Annotated in this window: 13 protein-coding genes; 12 read left to right on the forward strand and 1 reads right to left on the reverse strand. The window is 53.4% G+C overall.

The features are described from left to right. The first annotated feature begins 56 nt into the window (after nucleotides 1-56). The 10 genes from GS398_RS13810 (at nucleotide 57) to GS398_RS13855 (ending at nucleotide 20,028) form a co-directional block, all read left to right on the forward strand. Nucleotides 57-1,952 carry a glycoside hydrolase family 97 protein gene (locus GS398_RS13810; RefSeq protein WP_160907384.1) on the forward strand — a complete coding sequence of 632 codons (1,896 nt, stop codon included), beginning with the start codon at nucleotides 57-59 and terminating at the stop codon, nucleotides 1,950-1,952. A 177-nt stretch (nucleotides 1,953-2,129) separates the two neighbouring features. Then, nucleotides 2,130-3,785, forward strand: a complete 1,656-nt coding sequence (locus GS398_RS13815) for an RICIN domain-containing protein (protein ID WP_160907385.1) — start codon at nucleotides 2,130-2,132, stop codon at nucleotides 3,783-3,785. Between the two features lie 78 nt (nucleotides 3,786-3,863). Then, complete coding sequence (locus GS398_RS13820) at nucleotides 3,864-4,880, forward strand: family 43 glycosylhydrolase (protein WP_160907386.1); 1,017 nt, start codon at nucleotides 3,864-3,866, stop codon at nucleotides 4,878-4,880. 11 nt (nucleotides 4,881-4,891) lie between these two features. Next, the gene (locus GS398_RS13825) at nucleotides 4,892-6,904 is read left to right on the forward strand and encodes an alginate lyase family protein (RefSeq protein WP_160907387.1); all 2,013 of its coding nucleotides are present in this window, start codon (nucleotides 4,892-4,894) and stop codon (nucleotides 6,902-6,904) included. Nucleotides 6,905-7,234: 330 nt separating this feature from the next. Then, a complete protein-coding gene (locus GS398_RS13830) occupies nucleotides 7,235-10,366 on the forward strand; it encodes a SusC/RagA family TonB-linked outer membrane protein (RefSeq protein ID WP_160907388.1) in 3,132 nt (1,043 codons plus the stop codon). An 11-nt stretch (nucleotides 10,367-10,377) separates the two neighbouring features. Next, nucleotides 10,378-12,138 (forward strand): RagB/SusD family nutrient uptake outer membrane protein, encoded by a 1,761-nt coding sequence (locus tag GS398_RS13835; RefSeq protein ID WP_160907389.1) that lies wholly within the window; start codon nucleotides 10,378-10,380, stop codon nucleotides 12,136-12,138. 30 nt (nucleotides 12,139-12,168) lie between these two features. Continuing rightward, nucleotides 12,169-15,258 carry a SusC/RagA family TonB-linked outer membrane protein gene (locus tag GS398_RS13840; RefSeq protein WP_160907390.1) on the forward strand — a complete coding sequence of 1,030 codons (3,090 nt, stop codon included), beginning with the start codon at nucleotides 12,169-12,171 and terminating at the stop codon, nucleotides 15,256-15,258. Nucleotides 15,259-15,275: 17 nt separating this feature from the next. Continuing rightward, nucleotides 15,276-17,078 carry a RagB/SusD family nutrient uptake outer membrane protein gene (locus GS398_RS13845; RefSeq protein ID WP_160907391.1) on the forward strand — a complete coding sequence of 601 codons (1,803 nt, stop codon included), beginning with the start codon at nucleotides 15,276-15,278 and terminating at the stop codon, nucleotides 17,076-17,078. Between the two features lie 19 nt (nucleotides 17,079-17,097). Continuing rightward, complete coding sequence (locus tag GS398_RS13850; protein WP_160907392.1) at nucleotides 17,098-17,592, forward strand: CHRD domain-containing protein; 495 nt, start codon at nucleotides 17,098-17,100, stop codon at nucleotides 17,590-17,592. A gap of 294 nt (nucleotides 17,593-17,886) precedes the next feature. Beyond that, nucleotides 17,887-20,028, forward strand: coding sequence for a GH92 family glycosyl hydrolase (locus tag GS398_RS13855; RefSeq protein ID WP_237488193.1), 2,142 nt, complete (start codon nucleotides 17,887-17,889; stop codon nucleotides 20,026-20,028). 59 nt (nucleotides 20,029-20,087) lie between these two features. Here the strand turns inward: GS398_RS13855 and GS398_RS13860 are convergent, their stop codons facing one another. Beyond that, nucleotides 20,088-21,098, reverse strand: a complete 1,011-nt coding sequence (locus GS398_RS13860; RefSeq protein WP_202406068.1) for a LacI family DNA-binding transcriptional regulator — start codon at nucleotides 21,096-21,098, stop codon at nucleotides 20,088-20,090. Nucleotides 21,099-21,277: 179 nt separating this feature from the next. Here GS398_RS13860 and GS398_RS13865 point away from each other — a divergent pair, with 179 nt between their 5' ends. After that, nucleotides 21,278-22,156 (forward strand): inositol oxygenase family protein, encoded by an 879-nt coding sequence (locus GS398_RS13865; protein WP_160907395.1) that lies wholly within the window; start codon nucleotides 21,278-21,280, stop codon nucleotides 22,154-22,156. A 171-nt stretch (nucleotides 22,157-22,327) separates the two neighbouring features. Beyond that, nucleotides 22,328-25,327, forward strand: a complete 3,000-nt coding sequence (locus GS398_RS13870) for a SusC/RagA family TonB-linked outer membrane protein (RefSeq protein WP_237488194.1) — start codon at nucleotides 22,328-22,330, stop codon at nucleotides 25,325-25,327. Nucleotides 25,328-25,334: the final 7 nt, after the last annotated feature.

The following is a 25,334-nucleotide window of genomic DNA, read 5'->3' on the forward strand; positions in this document are numbered from 1 at the left end:
GGTGAGTATAAAACGGCCGGGATCCTGTCTCTTTGTTATATTATAGCGCATAATTTATGGAAGTAAGTTTTTTAAGAACCGGCAGGGTGCTGTTACTGACCTTGTTCATTGCCGCCAGCATTGCGGACAGGGGATTTGCCCAGGACAAAAAGGTCGCCAGCCAGGTATCGCCCGACCATCATACGGTGGTCGATTTCAGCCTCGGCAAACAGGGTCAGCTGTTTTACCGGATGCAGTATAAAAAGAGGCAGGTAACCGGCTGGTCGAGACTGGGCCTTAAAACCGACGGTCCCGAACTTGCGAATGGCATTACTATCCGGAAAGTGACCAGGCGCAACCGCGACGAAAGTTTTGACTGGGCGCTCGGCGAAGATGCGCGGATAGACAACCGCTACGGCGAGCTGGTGCTAACCTGCGAAACCGCTAATACAGCGTTTAGCCTCATCACACGCGTATATAACGGCAGCTTTGCGTTCAGGTACGTGTGCAGGCAAACAGGCGCCGCGCCCGTAAAGCTGCAGCGGGAGCTTACCTCATTTAACCTGGCCGACACTTACAAGATCTACCAGTACCACGAAGAATCGGTGTTCCGGCCTATGCCGCTCGATTCGATGGCGGGCAGCGCCGATCTGCCGGCAACTCTTGTTTCGCGCAACGGCCTGTATCTTAGCATCGGCGAAGCAGAAAACCGCAACTATACCAAATGCGTAGCAATTAAAGGAGACGAAGCCAACAGCGTCGCTTTAGACTTTTACAGGGATACCCTCTACCGCGACGGGAAGATCGCCTCCGTAAAGAGAGATACCAGCGTTTACTTTCGCGATAGCCTGGTCACGCCCTGGCGCACCATCAGCTGCGCGGAAAATGCGGTCGGGCTGCATGCCTTCAGCCAGCTGAACCTGAAACTTACCACGCCGCTCACACGCGAAAACCCGGTGCACATCCTGCCAGGTAAGGTTTTTCGTGTCCCCATCAGCACCGAAGGGGGGATCCAGGGGGCCGATTTTGCCGCTAAGATGAAGTTCCAGTACATCATGCTCGATGCCGGGTGGTACGGCGCTGAGTTTCGCACCAACTCCGACCCAACCAAATGGATCCCGGAGATCGACCTGCCGAAGATCATCAGTCACGCAAAAGAGCAAGGTATCGGCGTGATCCTTTACGTTAACTATGTGGGACTTAGGCAATACCTGGATACCATCCTGCCGCTTTATAAGAAGTGGGGCGTGAGCGGCATGAAGTTCGGCTTTGTAGACGGCGGCACGCAGCAGGGGCTTACCTGGCTGGATAACGCCATGAAGAAGGTAAATGACTACGGGTTCGTGCTCAATGTGCACGATCATTACAAGCCCACCGGGTTGAGCAGGCGCTATCCTTACAACCTCAGCCAGGAAGGCATCCGCGGAGACGAAAACAGTCCCGATGCTTTTCATAATATGGTGCTGCCTTTTACCCGTTACCTGGCCGGGCCGGCCGATTTTACCTTCTGTTACCCCAATAAGAATAACTCGTTCAGCAAAAATCTGAAGGTAAGCAAAGGCCAGCAACTGGCGCTCACGGTGGTTTATTTCGACCCCCTGCAAGCCATTTTCTGGTACGGGAAATCCCAGGATTATGATCCCGGCGATGCCGACCTCGGCTTTTTCAGGCAGGTTCCTACGGTTTGGGACGAAAGCCGTTACCTGCAGGGAGCCATCGGCGAATCGGTGAGCGTGGCCCGCAGGAAAGGCGATACCTGGTTTATGGGAAGCGCCGCCGGGTTAAACCCGTGGAAAACAACTATTTCTCTCAGCTTTCTTAAAAAAGGAAAAACCTACGTGGCATCGGTTTATGATGATGATGGCTCGGGAGGGATCGCTGTTCGTACGCTGCGCGTGAAATGCGGAGAGCAGTTCCCGGTAAACCTCGCGGAAAAAGGCGGCCAGGCGGTTGTTTTCCGCATAGCGGAATAATTTTAATGATAAATAATAATTAGAAGAGTATAAACTATTTCCCTCCCTGTCTTACCGGCGCGGAACCGCCTGAACCCTGGAAACTAAGCCGAACCATCTGCCGCACAATGTATTATGGCGCGATCCGCTTCGGATCGCGGGTGCTAACTAACTATTATAAACTAATCCATTTACAAAATGAAAACACAAAAAAAGGCAATGGTAGTATGTCTCTTCTTACTCTCATTGGGATGCAAAAAAGAGATCCGGACAGTTGACCCGGGAGAAAACAAAAACGTGTTAAACGCAAAAAACGGCAACGCTAAAATCGCGGCGATCAGCCACATCGGTGGTCTGCTGCATACGGAAGCCGATTTTGAGCGTATGCGGGTAAAGGTGAATGCCAACGCGCAGCCGTGGAAAGGCAGTTACGACCTCCTGGCAGCATCGGAGTATTCGGCGTCTACGTGGACATCACACGCTACCTCCATCATTATCCGCGGGGGCACCGGCGACAACGTGGCAACTTTATACCGCGACGTTGCCGCCGCCTACCAGAATGCCCTGCTCTGGAAGATCACCGGCAATACGGCGCATGGAGATGCCGCGCGCGACATCCTGAACGGCTGGGGGAGCACGCTGACACAGATCAACGGCAATGCCGACCGATTTTTAGCGGCAGGCATTTTCGGCTACCAGCTGGCCAATACCGCTGAAATGATGCGGGGCTACAGCGGCTTTAACGTTGCGGCATTTCAAACGATGCTGCTCAACGTTTTTTACGTGAGAAATAATGATTTCCTGGTGAACCACAACACTGCCTGCATCACCAATTACTGGGCAAACTGGGATCTTTGCAACATGGCATCGATCCTGGCGATCGGCGTTTTTTGCGACGACCAGGCAAAAGTCGATCAGGCCATCAACTATTTCAAAACGGGCGCAGGAAATGGCGCGATCATGAACGCCGTTCCTTTCCTGCACGCGGGCGGGTTGGGGCAGTGGCAGGAGAGCGGCCGCGACCAGGGACATTGCCTGCTGGGCGTAGGCCTGATGGGATCGTTCTGCGAAATGGCCTGGAACCAGGGCCTGGATATGTACGGCTATAGTAGCAGCCGTTTTATGCAGGGCGCAGAATATGTGGCCAGCTATAACAATGGCAATACCGTGCCTTTTACCACCTATAACTGGGGCAGTGGCACTAACTGCGCGCCGATGTCGCAAACCGTAATTTCTGCCGCCGGGCGGGGAGAGCTCAGGCCGATCTACGAGATGATCTATAACCATTACGCCAACCGGATGGGGCAGCCTGTTCCCAACAGCTCGGCGCGTGCCGCACTGCACCGGCCAGAAGGCGGTCCGGGCGGGCATGCTACTACGTTTGACCAGCCAGGCTATGGCTCGCTCACTTTTTACCGGGACGCAAGCACGCGTCCCATTGCCAATGGCACTTACAGCCTTAAAAGTCGTGCAACCGGCAAAATGCTCGATAACCTGGGCGCCACCACCAATGGTGCTGTAATGGGACAGTGGGCAGACGGTACCAGCAACAACCAGAAATGGGTAGTTACCTACGCTAACGGTTACTATAAGCTAAGCTGTGTTACCGGCGGGAGATACCTCGATAGCGGGGGCAACACGACCAACGGCTCTACCGTGGTGCAATGGGCAAGCGGCAGCAGCATCAACCAGCAATGGAGCATCGTAGACGTGGGCGGTGGTTATTACAAGATATTTAACCGGGCCAATGGCAAATGCCTCGACACCGGCGGCGGCACTACAGACGGGTCGCAAATGAAATTTTACCCCACCAGTACCAGCAACAACCTGCAATGGAGCTTTGTGGCACCTTAAATACCTAGCGGGAGCGAGTTTGCCACATAAAATCAGCAATTTAGGGTGTCCGATTATAAATACAGACCAATGATTAACATGACCACTACTTTTCACCGGCTGCTCCTGGTTGTTTCCTGGCTTTTTATAGGGCAAACCGCTTTCGCGCAAAAGCCCGCTGCCATTTACCCTGGCGAACTTTGGCCCGATAGCGAAGGCAACCACATACAGGCACATGGCGGCGGCATCCTCAAGATCAAAAAAACCTATTACTGGTATGGTGAAGAACGCCGGAAAGGCCTCGACCCCGATTTCAGGTACGTTAGCTGTTATGCATCTGACGACCTGGTGCACTGGAAATTTAAAGGCGATGCGCTCAAGCTCTCCGAACCCGACAGTGCCGGCAAAACCTGGGTGCTCGAACGTCCCAAAGTATTTTACAACGGCAAAACGAAGAAGTTCGTGATGTACTTCCACCTCGACGGACCCGGCCCGGAAGGAGGGCGGTCATCATACAAGCTTGCACGGGTAGGTACCGCCATCAGCGATAAGCCGGAAGGTCCGTTCACATATGTGAGGAGCTTCCGGCCTCTCGGCCTCGAAAGCCGGGATATCGGGCAGTTTGTAGACGATGACGGCTCGGCCTACCTGGTGTTCGAGAGCAGGCCCTCGAAAGGCTTCTACATTGCCAGTCTGTCTGCAGATTACCTGAACGTGGAAAAAGAAGTGAGCTTTATCAGATCGCCGTTGGAGGGAGGCGCCATCGTGCATTATGAAGGGCTGTATTATGCCATCGGCTCTGCATTAACGGGCTGGCGCGCCAATCCCAATAAATACGCTACCGCCACCTCGCTGGCAGGGCCCTGGTCTGAATTTACAGACATTGCGCCGCCGGAAGCCAATACCTACGGATCCCAATCGACCATGATGGTGAAGGTGACGGGTACCAAAACCACTACTGTGATCTTCCTGGCGGATATCTGGAAACCCGCTACCCAATGGGATTCCCGCTACCTGTGGATGCCGTTGGAGATCGGCGGCGGCAAACTGCGGCTGCCCGCACCCCGCCCATGGACGCTGAATATTAAAACCGGCGAAGCAGCCATTATTCCCTGAGAATACCACGTATGAAATTAAAGAATCCCCTGCTCGCCCTTTTTATATTGTTGTACGGCTATTTTTCTGCCGCGGCACAGGAGCAGGTTTTTGTTCATCCTGGCTTGCTTCACGCGAAGGAGGACCTCGAACGTATGAGAAACGCCGTAGCGGAGAAGGAGGAACCCGTTTTTTCAGGGTTCATGGTCTTTAAGCAGAATGCGGTTTCGCAGTTTACCTACCAGCTGAAAGGCCCCCTGCCGGTGGTCGGCCGCAATCCGACAGTGGGTCAGGGCGATTATGATGCGGACGCCAACGCCGCTCATCAGAATGCGCTGATGTGGGCGATCACCGGTGATAAGCGATACGCCGCCAAGGCCATCGAGATCCTGGATGCGTGGTCGTCTGTACTCAAGTCTGTCACCGGGCGCGATGCGGTATTGATGGCAGGGTTAGGCCCCTTTAAAATGGTGAATGCAGCCGAGCTCATCCGGTACACCAATGCAGGGTGGTCGCAGGCGGGGATATTGCAGGCAGAGAAACATTTTAAAGAGGTGATTTACCCGGTCGTTAAAGATTTTGCGCCTTTTGCCAATGGGAACTGGGACGCTGCCGCCATCAAAACGGTGATGTCGATCGGCGTTTTCTGTAACGATAGGGCTCTCTTCGAGCGGGCGCTGCGGTATTATGTAAACGGATGGGGCAACGGTATGCTCACCAATTACGTGATAAACGAAGCCGGCCAGGTGCAGGAAAGCGGCCGCGACCAGGCGCATACCCAACTCGGCATCGCCCTGCTGGGCGATTGCTCAGAAATTGCATGGCACCAGGGCCTGGACCTGTACGCTTACGCGGGCAACCGGCTGTTGAAAGGATTCGAGTACACTGCCCGTTATAACCTGGGTAACGAGGTGCCTTTTGAGCATACACTGGACAGGACCGGAAAATACGAGCATTTTAAGCCCTCAACCCAGGCCCGGGGCAACCTGCGCGCCGTTTATGAACAGATCTATAATCACTACGTAAGGCGGAAAGGAATGGCGGCGCCCTTTACCGGGCAGGCGGCAGCGAAGCTTCGCCCCGAAGGCCCGGGCAATCCCGGTGCGGACCATCCCGGCTACGGAACCCTGTTCTATAGCCGTCCCGCTGAACATTCAGCGGATAAACCCGTTTTAACGCCGGCGGCTCCGGGGGCATTATTTGCCGAAGGATCGGCGGAGCACGTTAAGTTATCCTGGGTCGCTTCCATCGGCGCAACAAGCTATACCATAAAAAGAGCAGTAAAGGCTGCGGGCCCTTTTACGGTTATCGCAAAAAACATTGCCGGTGAGGGCTATACGGACAAACAGGTGAAGTCTTCAACCACCTATTATTACCGGGTATCGGCGTCGGCCGACGGCCGGAACAGTGCGGATTCTTATCCGGCAGGTGCTTCGGCAGGGTTGCCGTCGCCCTGGAAAACCGCGCCGGTAGGCGCCGGCCTTTTTGCGGGTACCGCGCAGTATGATGGCGCTGTCTTCAGCCTTTCGGGATGGGGAGCGGGTGCCGACAGCTTGAAAGATGCTTTTCAGTTCACCTGGTTCGACCTCGCCGGCGACGGCAGTCTGACCGTAAGATACGTTCCCCAGCTTAGCTCTCAATTTACCCGCTTTGGCATCATGATGCGGGAATCGCTGCATGACAATGCCCCGCAAGCGTCGTTGTGGGTATACCCCGGGAAAACAGACCAGTTAGAAGCGCCCGCCTGGCATACACGCCTGCTAAGCAGGGAAGCAACGGGTGGCGTGGCGAAAATAATTGGGCAAACCGGGCCATTGTCTGCGCCTGCCGTAACCTATGGACGTTTAACGGGATACTACTGGCTCCGGCTGGTAAGAAAAGGTGCCCTGATCACCGCATTTATCTCTTATAATGGCACGAAATGGCGCGAAGCCGGCCGGTTCACAACCCATTTGAGCGGCAGCCTGCTGGCCGGACCAGCCATCGCTTCGGGCATGAAAAACAGCACCACGGTGAGGTTCGACCAGGTAACGATCGAAAAGTAATGCCATAGCTTTCGCGCTGCTATCCTGTATGATCTTCTTAAATTCTACTAAACCGCTTTAAATTAAAAATAAGGCGGTTTTTGGCTGAAATGAGCCCTTTAATTGGATGATTTGTATCCCACGCTACCGCTAAATATCCTTCAAATTAGCCCTCGTTAACCCACGTTAACAACAGCGTTTTGCCGCATAAACCAGCAACTAACCGGGCGGACCGCTGCATGAAGGAGACATGTTCCACCAGCTGTTTTTTTCGTGCACGGTGAGTATAAAATGCGGCACAACCTGTCTTTACCATCATAAATCACTAACCAAAATTAACCGTGTAAACAAATGAGTCAATTTTACAAAAAATGTATCCTGGCTGTTTTCCTGGTCGCGCTGATCACCGGCAATACAACCCGGTCGTCGGCCCAAACACCCGGCCGGGCGGTAGCAGATTCGGTGAGGGGAACGGTTGTGGACGACAACGGCAAACCACTGAGGGATGTTAAGATCACCAACCCCGCCACCGGCTCTTCTGCGCAAACAAACGAAGCCGGCATTTACGCCATCAGGGCAAATGCGGGGCAAACGCTTATTGCTGAGCTCCCGGGATTTTACCTGCAGGAGATCCGCATAAAGCAGGGAGGCAGTACCGTGGCGCAGCTCACCAAACGTTATTTAACCTCCTCGCTGGTCCCGGCAAATGCCGGAGGCAAGGCTAGTGTGGATGAGCGCGACGGTTATGTAGAAGTACTGCACGGCCGCCAGCTGAAGAAAAACCTGCTCCAATCTGTAAGCACGGTAAGTACCAACCAGCTGGTTACTTCACCTTCGGCGCAGTTCCTGGCTGCGTTGCCGGGCCGGCTTATGGGGCTGAATATTGGGTTTACCAACGGTTCGCCGGGGCTCGACGGCAGCGGCCTGAGCTACAACGTGAGAACGGCCCGTGGCGCCAATATTATCCTGATTGACGGGGTACAACGCGGATACCTTTCCATAGACCCCGACCAGATCGAGTCTGTTTCAGTATTGAAAGATGCGCTATCGACCGTGATGTTCGGGCAACGGTCGTCAAACGGTATCATTTCTATCGTTACTAAAAAGGGCGACCGGGGCACGCCCAGGCTTTCCTTTAACGTACAATCGGCGTTTCAGCGCCCGTTGGCGCTGCCGAAACCGCTTAGCGCCGACCAATACGCCACCCTTTACAACGAGGCCCAGCAAAATGATGCGGGTGCGGCCGCCGTAACCCCCCGGTACTCGCAGGCAGATATCGACGCCTACCGCAATGGAACGGATCCTTACAACCGCCCGAATGTAGATTGGTACAATACCGTACTTAACGAGCAGTCCATGCTTACGCGGTACAATTTTAACGTGCAGGGGAGTGGTAAAGGATTCAGGTATTTTGTCGACCTGGACAACCTGAAAGAAACCGGCCTGCTGAAAACCACTGACGCAAACGTATACAATACCAACGCGCAGGCAGACCGCTACATTGTAAGGACCAACCTCGGGGTCGACGTTACGCCAACTACCCAGGTACAGCTGAACCTGTTCGGCAGGATCGGCAAGAATAACCAGCCTGGCGGCGGGACCTCCGGCATCCTGGCGTCGCTGGTAAATACGCCCCGCAATGCGTACCCGGTGTTTAACGCCGACGGCTCCCTCGCAGGTACCAGTGCGTACGGGCAGAATGTGAATATCTATGGACAATCCGTAAGTCGCGGTTACCAGTTCCAAGACGTGCGTGACATGGCGGTCGACCTCCAGGTTACGCAAAAGCTTGATTTTGCTTTGCCCGGTTTATACCTGAGGGCCCAGGGAACGTATAACAACTCCACGGTTTATAATACCACCCGGGCTAAAGATTTCGCGGTATTCCAACTGCAAACCAACGGCACTTATAATAAAATAGGCAACACCTCCGAACAGGGTAACTCCGGTTCGGCAGGCGACCGCACCATGGTCTCGTACCTGGAAGCGGCGTTGGGGTATGAGCATGCCTTCGGGAAGCACAACCTTAACGCCTTGGTACTCGCCGACAGGCAAAGCACGCTGCCATATGCATCGGGTAACCTGCCGGAAAATTATACCGACCTGGCGGCGAGGATCACTTACAACTGGGACGATAAATACATGGCCGAAGCAGCCGGAAGCTATGCGGGGTATAACTACTTCGCGCCGGATAAACGATGGTTCCCTTTTGGCGCCGTGGGACTTGGCTGGAATGTTCACCGGGAAGCGTTTATGCAGGAGCATGCAGCGTTTATCAGTAACCTGAAGCTGCGCGCGACCTACGGGCTTACCGGGCAGGCGAACGCCGGTTACTTCACCTACATCCAGACGTATTGGACACCCAGCAGCAATACCAATAATAATGATGGCTATTATTTCGGCAGCACCGGCGTGGGCGTAGAACGATCCACCGGTCAGAACGCCCTCACTAACCCCGCGCTCGAGCCTGAAAAGGCTAAAAAAGCGAATGCAGGCATCGATCTCGGGCTGTTCGGTAATAAGTTCACGCTGACCGCGGAATATTTTAAGAACAAATTTTTCGACCTGGTGGGGTCTCCCGGCACCCAAACTACCCTGCTGGGAACAGGATTCCCTTCTAAGAACATCCAGAAATTCGATTATTGGGGGCACGAGCTTTCTGCTGCCTGGCAAAGCAAGGTGCGGAGCTTTAACTACTTTGTTACCGGCAATTTCTCCTATGTGCAGTCGAAGGTGGTGTTTAACGACGAAGTGCCCAAAGCCTACGAGTACCAGCGGGGCACGGGCAAACAGGTGAACCTCCTGTACGGATACGTGGCCACCGGGCTGTTCCAGAGCTACGCGGAGATCAATGACCCTAAAACGGCCGTGTTCTCCTCCACGCCGCGGTCCACACTTCGCCCCGGCGATATCCGTTACAAAGACCTTAATGGCGATGGCGTGATAGACAATAACGACAACGGCGCCATCGGCAGCGGGAAACCCACCGTCTATTTCGGCGGCACGGCGGGCTTTAGTTACAAAGGGTTTGATGTAAGCGTGCTGGTACAGGGTACAGCGAACAGGCAGCTGGCGCTCGGCGGGCCTGCCGGTCAGAACGGCGACTTCTTTAACGGGTTCGGGAACGGCGGCAATAATAACGCTTACGAGTACAACCTGGGCCGCTGGACCCCGCAAACCGCAGCTACCGCCACCGCTCCGCGTTTATGGTTGGGCAACAACGTGAACAACCAGCAGGTATCCACATACTGGTTGCGGAACGCGGATTTCGTGAGATTAAAAAACGCGGAAATAGGGTATACTTTCCCGGTATACTTTAGCCGGAAGATCGGCATTCCCTCCCTGCGTGTCTTTTCCAATGGCTTAAACCTGGTCACCTGGTCTGAGCTGTTCGATATCCGCAAAGACATCGACCCGGAAGCCATGGGCGCAGCCTATCCCACCATGCGTGTTTTCAATTTTGGTGTAAACGCTAAGTTTTAATCTCTTAAATCATGAACAAAATCATAAATCTTGCGCTGCTGGTTGTTGCCGTACTGGCCTTTACTTCCTGCAGGAAAACCTTCGAAGATCACCCGCTTACCTTTACCTCCGAGGATTATATCTGGGATAATACCGACGTTACCGGCACTTATGCCCGCGTATTCCTCACCAAGGTTTACTCGCAGCTGCCTACCGGGTACGTACGAATAAACGGCGTGATACTTGAATGCGCGTCAGACGATGCGGTGCCGAGCAATACCACCAACGCCACCTGGAACATCGTTAACGGCGGGTATTCACCAATGTCTACGTTCGACGATAACTGGAGCAATTCTTACTCCGCCATCCGAAAAGTGAACCTGTTCCTGGCCAACTATAAACGCGTGCCATGGGCCGACCCGCTCGTTCCCCAGTACCTCGGCGCAGAAGCGCGTGTGCTTCGGGCGTTCTTTTATTACGACATGATGAAACGGTATGGGGGCGTACCCTTACTGGGCAACACGGTGTTCGATTCGAACGACCCCGAACTCTTTAAAATGAAAAGAAGCAGCTTCGATGCTTGTGTAAAATATGTGCTCGGCGAGCTTGACGCAGTTAAAGACAGCCTCCGCCCGGACCAGACCCTGGCAAACCGGGGCAGCGGCAACGGCACTGCCGAAGGTACCGACAATGAGGCCGGGCGCATGCGGAAAAGTATCGCCCTGGCCATCAAAGCTAAAGTGTTGCTCCTGGCAGCCAGCCCGTTATTTAACCCTTCGGCTACGCCTGAAAAAGATTATACCGGTTATCCTGCTTTCGATAAAGAACGCTGGAAAGCTGCCGCTGACGCCGCGAAAGCGGTAATGGACCTCAACCTGTTTGCCCTCGAACCGAACCGGTATACGCTGAGCACCACGCATGTGAACAAAGAGTTTATCCTGATGCGGTTCGGCGCCAGTTACCAGACCACGTGGGGGAATATCATGTCGCCGGTAGGATATACTGTCGGTACTACGGTAAGTAACGGCCTGATCAGCCCCACGCAGGAACTGGTAGACGCATTCCCGATGAAGAACGGCAAGCCGATCTCGGATCCGACCTCGGGTTATGTGGCGGCCACGCCTTACGCTAACCGCGATCCGCGACTGGACCAGACGGTGTTTTACAACGGCGCAACCTGGCTCACCCGGGCAGGTGCGCCTACGGTAGAAACCTGGGAAGGCGGTAAAGACAAGCCTAATAACAGTTCCGTAAACGGCGGCGTGCAAACGCAAACCGGCTATTACCTCAAGAAATTCCTGGCGAACGACGCCAATAAAACGGCTTTTACACCGGTAATGTACCACTCTTCGGTAACGCCCACCTTTTGCCTTATCCGCTATGCCGATATCCTGCTGATGTACGCAGAAGCTCAAAATGAGTATTCCGGGCCTGATGCTTCGGTATATAGCGCGGTAGAAGCGGTCCGGCAGCGGGCAGGGCTGGTGCCGTACACGCTGCCCCAGGGGCTTTTGCAGCTGCCTATGCGTGAGGCCATCCGGAACGAACTGCGCGTGGAATTTGCCTTCGAGGAACACCGGTTTTACGATATCCGCAGGTGGAAGATCGCTAAAAGCGTGTACGGTGTACCGCTGCACGGCGTAACCATCGTGAAAAACACCAACGGCACGTTCACCTATACGCCAAAAACCGTGGCGACGCCTTATTTCAACGAAGCGAATATGTTCCTGCTGCCGATCGCCAACAACGAGGTGCTCGTGAACCCCTCCATGCAGCAGAACCCTAATTATTAATTGTCCGGATTAAAAAACAAGCGACTTAAGATGAAAATATTAAAATTGATCCTGGTGGTCTTCCTGTTACTTGGCGGCGGCGTATTATATGCCCAGGTCCGCGTAGTGAACGGCCATGTACTGGACGAAAATAACGAAGCGCTGCCCGGCGTCACTGTCGCCGAGGCGGGGAACGTAAAGAACGCGGTATCGACCGACGAAAAAGGGAATTTCAGGCTTACCCTCAAAGACAAGAATTCGGCCCTGAGATTTACCGCCATCGGTTACTTGCCTAAAACCGCCGATGCAAAGGACGGCGTGCTCCTCACCGTAACGATGGAGCCCGATGTGAAAGGGCTGGAAGATGTGGTGATCGTTGGTTACTCGCGGCAAAAGAAGATCACCAATACCGGCTCTGTCAGCTCTATCAAAGCCGAAGAGATTAAGAGCGTACCTACTTCCAGCCTGCAAAACGCGCTGGTGGGACGGCTGCCGGGCTTCTTTTCACAGCAGCGCAGCGGTCAGCCGGGTTCGGACGCTGCCGCATTTTATATCCGCGGCGTAAACTCCCTGAATGGCGATAGTCAGCCGCTTATCGTGGTAGATGACATTGAATATACCTATGAGCAGGTTGCGCAGATGAACGTGAACGAGATCGAAACCATTACTATACTGAAAGATGCGGCGACCACCGCGATCTACGGGTTGAAAGGCGCGAACGGCGTACTGGTGATCACCACCAAGCGGGGCAAGATCGGGAAGCCCCGGATCAACCTGGCTACGGAAACCGGGTTAAACAAAGTGATCCGCTTACCCTCGTATATGGATGCGTATACCACCGCGATGCTGCAGAATGAGGCCTATGTAAACGATAGCTATGGCCTTTCAACGCCCTTGGCACTTCCGTGGAGCGCGTCTGACCTGCAAAAGTTCAAGGATGGATCTGATCCATACGGACATCCGAATGTGAACTGGAACGAACTGATCCTCAATAAATCCTCCATGCAAAGCCGTACCAACCTCGACATCAGCGGCGGTAACGGTATCGTAAAATATTTCACCTCGCTGGGCTATTTTACCCAGGATGGCATCCTCAAAGATTTTGAACCGGCCAATCCCAGCGATAACGTGGTGGCCAACTATTTCTATAACCGGATCAATTTCAGGTCGAATATCGATATCACGCCCATTAAAAGCCTCAACATCCACTTTAACGGGAACGGCAGGTTCGAAACCATTAACAACCCGGGCGGTGTGCTCGATGGCGACGGCCTGTTCCAGGAGCTGCAAACCTTCCGGGGACTTTCGCCTTTCGCCATGCCGGCTATAAACCCCAACGGTACCTACGGTTATGCCAACCAGGCCTGGGGCAACGGGAACCCGAATCCGATTACCCGGCTCGCCAATGGTGGATACCGGCGGAACTTTAACAATAACTTCAACATCGACCTCGGGGCCGATCAGAAGCTTGATTTTATCACCACCGGCCTGGCTGCGCGGGTTACCGTTTCTTATGCTGCCAATACCAATGAGAACAGGGCCATTACCCGCCTTGCCGGCGAGCTGCCCGTTTATTACTATAACGCTGCGGCTAACACGTATACCATCCGCAATTCAGCCCAGTACCGGTTCCCGATCTTTAACTCGAATATTTCTAACGGCGCTTTCAACAACCGCACGATCCTCCAGGGATCGTTAAGCTATGACCGTGCTTTTGGCGTTCACCACATCTATAGCCTGGCGCTGGTTAACCAGAACAGCTATGTAAACGGCGGTAACGTTCCCCAGAATTACCGCGGGCTTACCGGCAAGCTGGGCTATGATTTCAAGCGGAAATACCTGCTGGAGTTCAACATCATCCGCAACGGGAACGACCTTTTCCGAAAAGAACAGCGTTATGGCGTTTTCCCGGTCGTTTCGGCGGGCTGGAACCTTTCGGAAGAAGGATTCTTTAAAAAGACCCTGCCCGTGTTCGACCTGTTTAAGATAAAAGGCTCTTACGGGCTGGTTGGCAGCGACAAAAGCTACCCGGGCACGATCTTAAACGCCATCCAGTACAACGTGTCGGGTGGTTCTACCTATTTCGGGAACGGCGTTTCGGAAGGCGCACTGGTTAACCCGGCGATCACCTGGGAGAAAGAGCGCAAGACCAATATCGCATTAGAGACTGTGCTGTTTAACGGGAAACTAACCTTTAATGCCGATTACTTCTATGCCTACCGTTACGACCAGCTGATCGCGCAGGGCGACGTGCCGACGCTCATCGGCCAGGCGCTGCCACAGAAGAATATCGGTATAACCGATAACCGGGGCTTTGAGCTGGAAACGTCATTTAAGCATAAGATAGGAAAGGTGAGTTATTCGGTCGGCGGAAACGTGTCGTACGCAAAAAATAAGATCGTTTACTTCAGCGAAGCGCCCGATTACCCCTACCTGGCCCGCACGGGTACGCAGATCGGGCTCACCCAGGGATACCGCAGCATAGGCTTTTACCAGCTTTCGGATTTCGAAGCCAACGGCGCCGTAAAAGCCGGGATCCCCAAGCCGTTATGGAGCACGATCCAACCGGGAGACCTTAAATATGCCGATTTAAACGGCGATGGTGTGATCACTACCGCAGACCAGACGCTGCTCTCCAAGCCTAACCTGCCCACCACCAATTTCGGCACCAATCTCTCCCTGAGCTACAAGGGCATTACCCTGAACACGCTGGTGCAGGGCGCCTTTGGCTATGCCGTACAAATTAATGCGCAGGGCAGCGATGCGTTTAACAGCAATATCCGGCCGTGGCACCTGGAAAGATGGACGCCCGAAACTGCCGCTACCGCCACTTACCCGCGGCTGGGCTTTAATGCCACTACTAACATCAATAACCTCTCGGATAAAACTACCTCCGATTTCTGGTTCGTTAACGCCAGTTACGTGCGCCTTAAATCGGTGGAGCTGGGCTACCAGGTCCCCGGTAAGTGGCTCAGCAAAGTGGGGTTCATAAACAGCTGCCGCGTATACACTGCCGGCTACGACCTCCTGACCATCAGGAACGTGGGAAAGTTTGACGTCGACCCCGAGATCGCTTCCGGCAGGGCCAACGCTTACCCGCTTACCGCCAATTTCACGCTGGGCCTGAACGTAGGATTTTAACGCTTAAAAACACATGTATGAAAATAGATAAGAACAACGCGGTCCGAGCCTCCAGGATGCTCCTGGCGTTCGTTGGAATGCTGATCATCTCAGGGTCGTGTAAAAAAGATTTTCTCGATCAAAAAACGCTGTCCGTTTTAGGAGAGTCGGCGATCTTTTCCGACAGCACCTATGCGCTTCAATTTGTAAACAACCGGTATGTGAATGCCACGTACTCCTGGGAACCGAACCGCTTCAGCGCAGTGGGCGGGCTGGAGTCGGCTTGTGATGAAGCCGAGCCCGCCCCCAGCGTAACAGATTATCACTCGCTGATCTCTTCGGGCGCAGCTAACCCGAGCAACACCCATAAGGTGCTGTATAATACCACCTATGCACAAGTACGTGCGGTGAACATTTTCCTCAAAAATTTAAATATCGTCCCGGTAACTGCCGCCACCAAAAAGGTATGGGAAGGGCAGGTGCGGTTTATGCGGGCCTGGTACCTGGCGGCCATGATAAAACATTACGGGGGCATTCAGCTGGTAGGCAACACCGTATTTGAAGAGCAGGATGAGATAAACCTGCCCCGGAGCACCTACGAGGAGAGCGTAAATTACGTGGTTTCGGAATGCGATGCGGTAGCAAGCCTGCTGCCCGTCAGTTATGTAAATGCCATCGATTACGGCCGTGCTACCAAAGGCGCTGCGCTTGCGCTTAAAGCGAGGGTGTTGCTGTATGCCGCCAGTCCGCTTACCAATGACAACCGGACGGATGATCCCGGCCACCTGGTTTCTTACGGCAATGCCGATCCCAACCGCTGGAAAAAAGCGGCTGATGCAGCCCAGGCGGTGATCGATATGAACTATTACAGCTTATACCGCGCGTCCGCGCCGGCTTTTTACCAGAATTTCCTCGTAGGACTTACGGCGCCCAACCTCGAGCATATATTCGCATTTATGCCGCCCACCACCACACCCAATAACATGTACCGCGAAACTATTATGAACCCGCCCAGCCGCGGGACCCGCTATACGGCTACGATCAGCTGTTTCCCGCTGCAGGAAATGGTTGATGCGTTCGGTATGGCCAACGGGCTTCCGATTTCGGATCCCGCTTCAGGCTACCCGGGAATTGGCGATAACATGTACCTCAACCGTGATCCGCGCCTTGCCCAGTCGGTTTCGTATAATGGTGCATTGCGCGCTTTTAGCGGCATTACCGGCGACCAGCCCGTACGTACCTATACCGGCGCCTTGCCTGCCGGGTCGCAGGGAAACCCGAACCTGAGCAGTGCACAGTTAGACGGGATCTACAAATCGAACGCCACCCGCACAGGCTATTACTGCTATAAGATGCTGAGCAACAACGTGATCAATGGCGGCGCGGAATTGAATCGCCCGCGGGTGCTTATCCGCTACGCGGAGGTGTTGCTAAATGCGGCAGAGGCTGTGAACGAAACGAGCGGCCCTACGGCGCAAGTATATACCTGGCTGCGCGATATCCGCAGCAGGGCAGGTATCACCGCCGGAACAGGTGCCACGTTCGGCATAAAAAACGGCCTTTTAAAAGACGAGATGCGCGAGGTGATCCGCAATGAACGGCGTGTGGAGCTTGCCTACGAGGAACATCGCTTCTGGGATGTCCGCCGTTGGAAAATCGCACCGCAAACGGAGAACAAAGAAATGCACGGCCTGGAGATCACCCGGGCCGAGAACGGCGTATTCTCCTACCGGCTTATCGTGGTGAGTAAGCATGTGTTCCGGGAAAATATGTATTTCTGGCCCATTCCGCAAAGCGAGATCACCAAATCGCCGGCATTAAAACAAAACCCCGGATACTAACCCTAACCTGATTCTTTGTATGAAACGAAACATGATCTTCACCTTGTTCCTGTTGACCGGGATGCTGTGCGCCTGCACCAAAGGCGGCGACATCGACTCGCTTGCAGGCGATAATTACACCATCCAGGGCGCCGCCGACACCAAGCAGCTGGTGCCCGCCGCAAACGGAACGGCGGCAGCCACCTTCTCCGGTATTTACAGCACCGATGCCAACGTGCTGACCTTTACCCTCGGCTGGACCGGCCTGTGGACGACCGCAGCTACCGACGTCATTACCGGTATCAGTTTTTATGGACCAGCTGCCGCCGGAACAAATGGCACCCTGGCCCGCACTATCAGCTACGTGAACAGCACCAGTTTCACCGGCACGGTAAGCCTCTCGCTCTCCGGTAACAATGGCCTTACGGCCGCACAGCGCGAAGACCTCCTGGCCGGGAAATGGTACTACCTGGTTTGCACGCAGAAATTCCCCGGCGGGATCGTAAGGGGGCAGTTAGGCGTGTTAAAGCAATAGAAGTAGTCACTTCGGAGGGCTCAGGAATGACACGCTAACCTGCGGGAAATCGAAGCTGGTTCGCCGGTCTCCGGCAAACCCATATTAATGCCCGGATCCTATCAGTTTGTCATCCTGGGCTTGCCGAAAGACATCTCACCCAGTCGAAGGGGAATCCGGCTTCCCGATGGAACCGGTTGATATTCTTTTTCGTCACTATGAAAATACATTTTTTCGTCACCCACTAAAACAATTTAGCATTCTTATTTCATAGATTTGGGTCAGCTAACAAACCTAACTTTAATCAAAATGAGAATGCTGAATAAAAGTCTCTTCGCTTTAATGGTGGTGGTGCTGCTTGCACCGGTAGCAGGCAGGGGGCAAACCACCGCTTACACAAAATATGTAAACACTTTTGTGGGCACGGCGCCGCTTACCGACCCGAAGATCCTGGGTTACGAGCTTCCAAAAGGCTGGCGGTCGTGGGCGGGGTTAACTTTCCCGGGCAGTTCCTTGCCAAATGCCATGGTACAGTTAAGCCCGATGACGGAATACCGCTCAGGTGCCGGGTATGAATACGAAGATTCGGTGATCCTCGCATTTACCCATACCAATAAGGGGCACTGGAACCTGTGTAATATCCCGGTGCTGCCGTTGTCAAATCCCGGGGCAGCATTCGGCTCGCGTTTCTCACATAAAAAAGAAAGCGCTTCGCCTGGCTTTTACCAGGTGTACCTGGATGATTACCAGGTGAATGTAAGCCTCACGTCGACGTTAAGGGCCGGTTATCATAAATACGAGTATAAAAACAACAGTGACCGGCAGATCCTGTTCGACCTCGCCAAAGCGAACAGCCGTGTTTCTACCTGGAAGATCGAGCAGGCAGGCACGCATGCGGTGCAGGGTTTCCAGGGCGGGGAGAACGTATATTTCTACGCCACGCTGAATACCCCGATAAAAAACCTCGACAAGAAGGACGAAGGCACCAGCAGCGGTTTTGCCGTTGTTCACCTTGCCGACGGGGGGAATAGCCCGGTTGAACTTAAGATCGGGTTGTCATTCGTGAGCATGGAGAACGCCAGGGAAAACCTCGCCAGGGAGATCGGCAGTAAAACCTTCGATGTAGTGCGTAAAGAAGCGAACCAGGCCTGGGAATCGCTGCTGTCGTCCATCCAGGTAAAAGGAGGAACAGGCAAGCAGCGGGAAATGTTCTACTCGTGTCTCTATCGGTCGTTTCTTTGGCCGGCGCTGCGCAGCGATGTGAACGGCCAGTTTACGGATGCCAAAAAAGGCGTGGTAAAAGCTGATTTTAACTATTACACAGAGCCGTCCCTTTGGGATACCTATCGCAACAAAGATGTGTTGCTGGGATTGGTGACACCTAAAACTACGCTCGACGTGATCAAATCCATGAAAGACGTGGGCGACAAAACAGGCTTTATCCCGACATTTTTTCACGGGGACCATGGCGCTTCTTCCATCGCCGGCGCTTACCTGCGGGGCATCGACGATTTCGACGTCAAAGGAACCTACCAGATCCTGTTAAGGAACGCTAACGTACCCGGTCGCGCCCGTCCTTTTATCGCGGAATACATCGAAAAAGGCTATATCTCCGATCCAGATATCGCCGACCCGAAAGTGGAGACCAAAGCGAAAGCCGGCGTTTCCAAAACGCTGGAGTATTCGTACGACGACTATTCCGTTGCCCAGATCGCCAAAAAATTAGGCGATACGGCCAACTACCGGATCCTGATGGCTAGATCGAAAAACTATAAAAACATGTTCGATCCCGCCACCCGGTTTATGCGGGGCAGGCTGGACGACGGCAGCTGGATCAAAAACTTTAACCCTGAATTCCCATACTACGAATACATGTACCGTGAAGCCAACGCCTGGCAGGTGTCGTTTTTTGCGCCGCATGATATGCCGGGACTGATCGCCCTGTATGGAGGGCCGAAAGGATTTGAATCCAAGCTCGATTCGTTCTTTACCAAGCCTTGGAACCCCCGATACATCGCCCGAAACGTAGAGACCATGGTGGGGCAGTATTGCCAGGGTAACCAGCCCGACCACGAGGCGCCGTTTGCCTATACCTTTATCGGGAAGCCGGAGAAGACACAAAAAATTCTTGACCATATCATGAACAACTTGTACGGCATTGGCGACGGGATCACCCTTTCGGGGATGGATGATGCCGGCGAAATGTCGGCCTGGTACGTGTTCAGTGCGCTAGGGCTTTACACGTTTTCGGCAACTGACCCGCAATATCTCGTAACCGTTCCGCTTTTCGACGAAGTAAAATGGAAAACGAGTACCGGCAAGCTGCTTACCATTACCAAGCCGGGGGCAGGAAGGGCGCTCACCTCCATTAAGGTGAATGGCAAAGAAAACAAGGGTTATTTTGTGCCGCATGACCTTTTCCTGAACGGTGGCAAGATCGAGATCAGTACCAGGTAACTGGCGATGTAACGTGGGGCGGGAAAATTCACAGGGAAAAATACCAGGTCAGCCATGGCTTAGCCTGGAGAAACAGGGGAGCTACCCGTAGATTCCCGTTTAACAAGCGCTGATTTTATCACGATCACTTCCTCATCGATGGTTTTCGACGCCCGTTTTAATGCCCGGAACAGCGCAGCAGCGGCTGTTTTACCGATCTCGAACGCCGGCTGGCTGACCGTGGTGAGCGGCGGACTCATAAACTGCGCGGTTTTCAGGTTGGTAAAGGCGATAACTTTCAGCGCGTCCGGTATACAGATCCGCAGTTCTGCGCAAAGCTGGTATACGTATGTTACATGTTTTTCAACACATACCAGCATACCATCAGGTGGCCGGGGCTGCGAGAGCGCCGCCCGCAGCAGGTCCATGTTTTCCGCTTCGTTTTTACCGAAGATCAACACCTCGTCTTTGTGTCGCGGCAGGCCAAGGTCGGCAAGTGCTTTTTCAAAGCCCTTCAGCCGGTTCATACTGATGGAAAGGTTGGTTGGCGTAGCCAGGAACGTGGGCTGCCGGCAGCCCGATGCCGCCAGGTGTACCACGGCCCGGTAGCTGCTTTCAAAATCGTCGGTGATCACGCAGGCGGTGCCCGGCCCGTCGCATACCCGGTCGAAAAATACCACCGGCGTACCCGAATCCAGCACGCGCCTGATGTGCTCGCCTGAACCTGTTTCTTCCGAAACGGACACCAGGACGCCATCTACGCGTCCGCTTTTAAACTCTTCCATAATGGCTTGTTCCCGGGCCAGGTGTTCGTGCGTAAGGTAAATAAGCACATGGTAGCCTTCCTGCAGGGCCACTGACTCGATGCCGTTGATCGCCTCCGAAAAAAAACTATCGGCCACTTCGGGCAGCACCACCGCGATGGTTTTGCTGGCACGCTTGCGCAGGCTGCTGGCATACGGGTTGCCTACATACCCCAGCTCGCGGGCGCCTTCAATCACCAGGGTTTTGGTCGATTGCCTGATCTCGTGACTGTCGGCTAACGCTTTAGATACCGTTGCCACCGAAAGCGACAAATGTTTAGCAAGCATTTTAAGGGTAACGGCGCTCATCGTACGGTGGAGGAATTGCCAATTTAACTAATTTGAAGCGAGAACGGCGTTTCGAAAACGGTTTCGTAAATAAATACGAACAAATCCGTTACAATGAGCATTAAAGATTTCCATTTTTGAGCTGCATCATACGATCATTTAACTAACCAATAAAGCATATGAGCAATTTTGATAAGCCTCAATTAAACCCGCTGGGCAGCCTCGACGAGTGGGAAGACGACGTATTACTGCGCTACCCGGAGCCCGGCGCCATCGCCGCTGCAAAAACCACCGAAGAGTACCGCAACTACGATGATCCCGCGCGCGACACCGTAAGGGAGTTCTATCGCCTGAATCATACCTTCCAAACCTACGACTTCGTGCAGCAAAAACGGGCCGAGTACCTGGCTTTTACCCGTGGCGAAAAAACGGTGTGGGAGGCCTTCGGGTTCCTGAACCAGTTGGTGGATGACTCGGACCCGGATACCGATCTCGACCAGTTTCAGCACCTGCTGCAAACAGCGGAAGCGATCCGGGCAGACGGTCACCCGGATTGGATGGTGCTCACGGGGCTTATGCACGACATGGGCAAGGTGCTTTGCCTGTTCGGCGAACCGCAATGGGCCGTGGTGGGCGACACCTTCCCGGTAGGATGCGCTTATTCCGATAAGATCGTTTATCCCGAATTTTTCTCCGCCAACCCTGATTTCGATGATCCCCGGTTCAATACCAGGCTCGGGATATACCAGGAGGGCTGTGGTTTACGGAACGTAACCATGTCATGGGGACATGATGAGTACGTATACCAGATGCTTAAAGACCACCTTCCCGAAGAAGGCCTGTATATGCTGCGCTACCACTCGTTTTACGCCTGGCACCGCGAAGGGGAATACGGGTACCTGCTGGACGACCATGACCGCAAAATGCTCAGGTGGGTGAACCTGTTCAATCCTTACGACCTGTATTCTAAAAACCCGGTGGCGCCGAACTGGAACGAGCTACGTCCTTATTATGAAGCCCTTGTGGAAAAATACCTGCCAGCGAGGTTAAAGTTTTAGCGTATTTTCGACCTTTTATTAACGCAGCCCGGCCGGTGAATTAACAATTAAATAATTCGCCGGTCATAATCTCGTTGCATTTCCTGTCCTATCTTCGCGCCGTTATTTAACAGCATGGTTGCGTAACGGCATCGCGTTGATATTTGCGCAACCACCTATAAATTTAATCATATGAGTAAACAAATTACCCATTATTTAAAACGAATGACGGCGACCGGTTACCTGCTGGCGCTGATCATCTTTTCAGGCGGGGCCGCAAGTGCCCGGCAAACTCCACTGGTAAGTGGCACGGTTAAAGACTCCAGGGGAGTAACATTACCCGGCGTTACCGTACAGGCAAACAATGCGGATGGCAAAATGAGCGGCAGAACGTCTACCAATGCCGATGGTGTTTTTTCATTCGCCGCTTTGCCAACAGGTACTTACAGCTTTACCTTCAGCTTCGTAGGTTTCGAAAATACGGTACTTACCGGGTTCGCCGTCGATGGTTCGGCACGGGTTACCGTAGACGCCGTGCTGAAAGAAAGCACCACCACGCTTAACCAGGTAGTGGTAACCGGTTACGGCAGCTCTTCCAAAAGCAGGATCACGGGTGCGGTAACTTCGGTTTCGGCCGAAGAGCTGAACCGTGGCGTGCTTACCTCACCCGCGCAATTGCTGCAGGGTAAGGTGCCGGGTCTCAACATCACGCGCAGCGGTGATCCGAACTCGAAAGGCGCGACCATTCTCCGCGGCCCTTCAACGTTGCGTGAAGGCGCACAGGAACCGTTTTACGTGATTGACGGCGTGCCGGGCGCATCCATCGACCTGCTGGCGCCGGATGATATCGCGAGCATCGACGTGCTGAAAGACGCATCTTCTACCGCCATCTACGGATCGCGCGCTGCCAACGGGGTGATAATGGTAACCACCAAGAAGGCAAAACCCGGCCAGTCGCGCATATCTTACAGTGCATACGCCGCCACGGAAGAAGTTTCTAACCGGATCGAGATGCTTACCGGCAACGAGCTGAGGGCGTACCTTACCGCTAACGGCAAAAACCTCAATCTTTCTGATAACAATCCAGGCGCCAATACCGATTGGCAGAAGCAAGTGAGCCGCACCGGTTTTTCGCAAAATCATAACCTCTCGTTTAACGGGAATACCAACAATACCTCCTATGCGGCCAGTATCAACTATATGGATAACGAAGGGATCATTAAAACCTCCTCGCTTGACAGGCTGATCCTTCGCGCCAGCATCGAACAGAAAGCGCTGAACGACCGCCTCAAGATCACACTGACGGGCACTAACAGCTTATCGAACCTGCAAACTGTGGCAAGCGACGTATTTCCAAACATGCTGAAATACCTGCCTACGGTAAATGTTCGCCAGGCGGATGGCAGCTACACCGAAAACTTCTCCCGCGGAAGCTACCTTAATCCCGTTTCGCTGATCGAAAGCAACACCTTCAAGGGAAAAGTAAAAACGTTTTTAGGTCATGGCATGGCCGAAGCAAGCCTGTTCACCGGGTTGAAATATACGCTGAGCCTCTCGCTGCAGGACGAACAGTTATCTAACGACCAATACCTGAACCGTTACTCGGGCCTCGCGGTAGGCGCCGGCGGACGCGGGATCCGAAATACTTACAACAACCGCAAAAAAGTGCTCGAAACTTACTTCAATTATGATAAATCCTTTGGTGATCTGCACGACATTAAACTGCTTGCAGGATATTCATGGCAGGAAGACCGCAACGGCGACGGCTTCCAGTCAAGCAACCAGGGTTTCGTATCTGATGAGCTGAGCTATAGCAACCTCGGTTTGGGTAACTTCGGCATGATACCTAACGGCTACGGCTCGATCGGCATCTCCACACAACGCGTGATCTCGTTTTACGGGAGAGCGGATTACCAGTTCGACAACAAATATACCTTACAGGCTTCCCTTCGCCGTGATGGCTCTTCGAACTTCGGTATTAACAACCAGTGGGGATTATTTCCCGCCGTTTCCGCCGGATGGCGTATCGGCCAGGAAAGCTTTATGAAAGACCTTACCTACCTTAACGAGCTGAAGCTGCGTGCAGGCTACGGGGTCTCCGGTAACTCCCAGGGCTTCGACGCGTTTACGAGGCTGCTCATCTACGGTTCAGGCCCAACCGCCAAATTCTACTATAACGGGCAGTATATCAATGCCATCGGCCCATCGCAGAACGAAAATCCCGACCTGAAATGGGAACGTACCGCTATGACGAACGTAGGCTTAGACATCGCCGTGTTTAACAACCGGTTAAGCGCCTCTATCGACGTATACGACAAAAAAACGTCTGACCTGATCTGGGTTTACCCGGTGTCTACCACCCAGTATTTCGTAAATACGCTCACCGCAAATGCAGGCGAGATCAGCAACAAAGGAGTGGAGATAGGGATTAACGCTACGCCTTTCCGGACGGATAAGTTCCGCTGGTCTACCTCCGTTAACTTTGCACATAATAAGAACAATGTAGAATCGCTTTCTAACGACAAATTTACGCTGACCAGTATTCCTACCGCTTACCTTGGCGGGAAAGGTCAGTCGGGCAATACTTCGCAGGTGGTGACAGAAGGCATGCCGATCGGCTCTTTTAACACCTGGAGATATGCCGGTAAGGACTCGAAAGGCGTGACCCAGATCTATAAGAAGGACGGATCGTTAACTACTGCGCCAACCTCTGCCGATTTTGTGGCTACCGGAAGCGCGCAGCCTAAACTCATCTATGGATGGAATAACTCTTTCAGCTATCGTAACCTGGACCTTAACTTCTTTGTACGCGGTGTGTACGGTAATAAAGTATTGAACGCTACGCTCGCTGCGCTGAACGCCCCGCTTGATGCCACTACCCTGAATATTCCCAGGTTTACGCTGGGCGAATCGGTTGCCGACAATAACGCCTACCTGATTTCCGACCGTTTTATCGAAAGCGGTTCATACCTGCGTTTAGATAACGCGACATTGGGTTATACCATCAATACGAAGCTGAAATCCATTAGCAGGCTGCGGGTGTACACCTCGGCCAACAACCTGTTTACCATCACCGATTATCGCGGGATCGATCCGGAGATCAATATCGGAGGCCTTACGCCAGGTATAGACAACAATAACTACTACCCAAAAACACGTTCTTATATCTTCGGGTTAAACGTGATCTTTTAACAGTATA

Origin of the sequence: Hufsiella ginkgonis (assembly GCF_009834915.1) — a bacterium.
In the GTDB taxonomy this organism is placed as follows: domain Bacteria; phylum Bacteroidota; class Bacteroidia; order Sphingobacteriales; family Sphingobacteriaceae; genus Hufsiella; species Hufsiella ginkgonis.

Bases quoted from the DNA above. Each gene is read 5' to 3' on its own strand.
- GS398_RS13860 (WP_202406068.1), bottom strand. From the start codon at position 21,098: ATGCTTGCTAAACATTTGTCGCTTTCGGTGGCAACGGTATCTAAAGCG.
- GS398_RS13815 (WP_160907385.1), top strand. From the start codon at position 2,130: ATGAAAACACAAAAAAAGGCAATGGTAGTATGTCTCTTCTTACTCTCA.
- GS398_RS13830 (WP_160907388.1), top strand. From the start codon at position 7,235: ATGAGTCAATTTTACAAAAAATGTATCCTGGCTGTTTTCCTGGTCGCG.
- GS398_RS13850 (WP_160907392.1), top strand. From the start codon at position 17,098: ATGAAACGAAACATGATCTTCACCTTGTTCCTGTTGACCGGGATGCTG.
- GS398_RS13825 (WP_160907387.1), top strand. From the start codon at position 4,892: ATGAAATTAAAGAATCCCCTGCTCGCCCTTTTTATATTGTTGTACGGC.
- GS398_RS13865 (WP_160907395.1), top strand. From the start codon at position 21,278: ATGAGCAATTTTGATAAGCCTCAATTAAACCCGCTGGGCAGCCTCGAC.
- GS398_RS13870 (WP_237488194.1), top strand. From the start codon at position 22,328: ATGAGTAAACAAATTACCCATTATTTAAAACGAATGACGGCGACCGGT.
- GS398_RS13840 (WP_160907390.1), top strand. From the start codon at position 12,169: ATGAAAATATTAAAATTGATCCTGGTGGTCTTCCTGTTACTTGGCGGC.
- GS398_RS13820 (WP_160907386.1), top strand. From the start codon at position 3,864: ATGACCACTACTTTTCACCGGCTGCTCCTGGTTGTTTCCTGGCTTTTT.
- GS398_RS13845 (WP_160907391.1), top strand. From the start codon at position 15,276: ATGAAAATAGATAAGAACAACGCGGTCCGAGCCTCCAGGATGCTCCTG.
- GS398_RS13835 (WP_160907389.1), top strand. From the start codon at position 10,378: ATGAACAAAATCATAAATCTTGCGCTGCTGGTTGTTGCCGTACTGGCC.
- GS398_RS13810 (WP_160907384.1), top strand. From the start codon at position 57: ATGGAAGTAAGTTTTTTAAGAACCGGCAGGGTGCTGTTACTGACCTTG.
- GS398_RS13855 (WP_237488193.1), top strand. From the start codon at position 17,887: ATGCTGAATAAAAGTCTCTTCGCTTTAATGGTGGTGGTGCTGCTTGCA.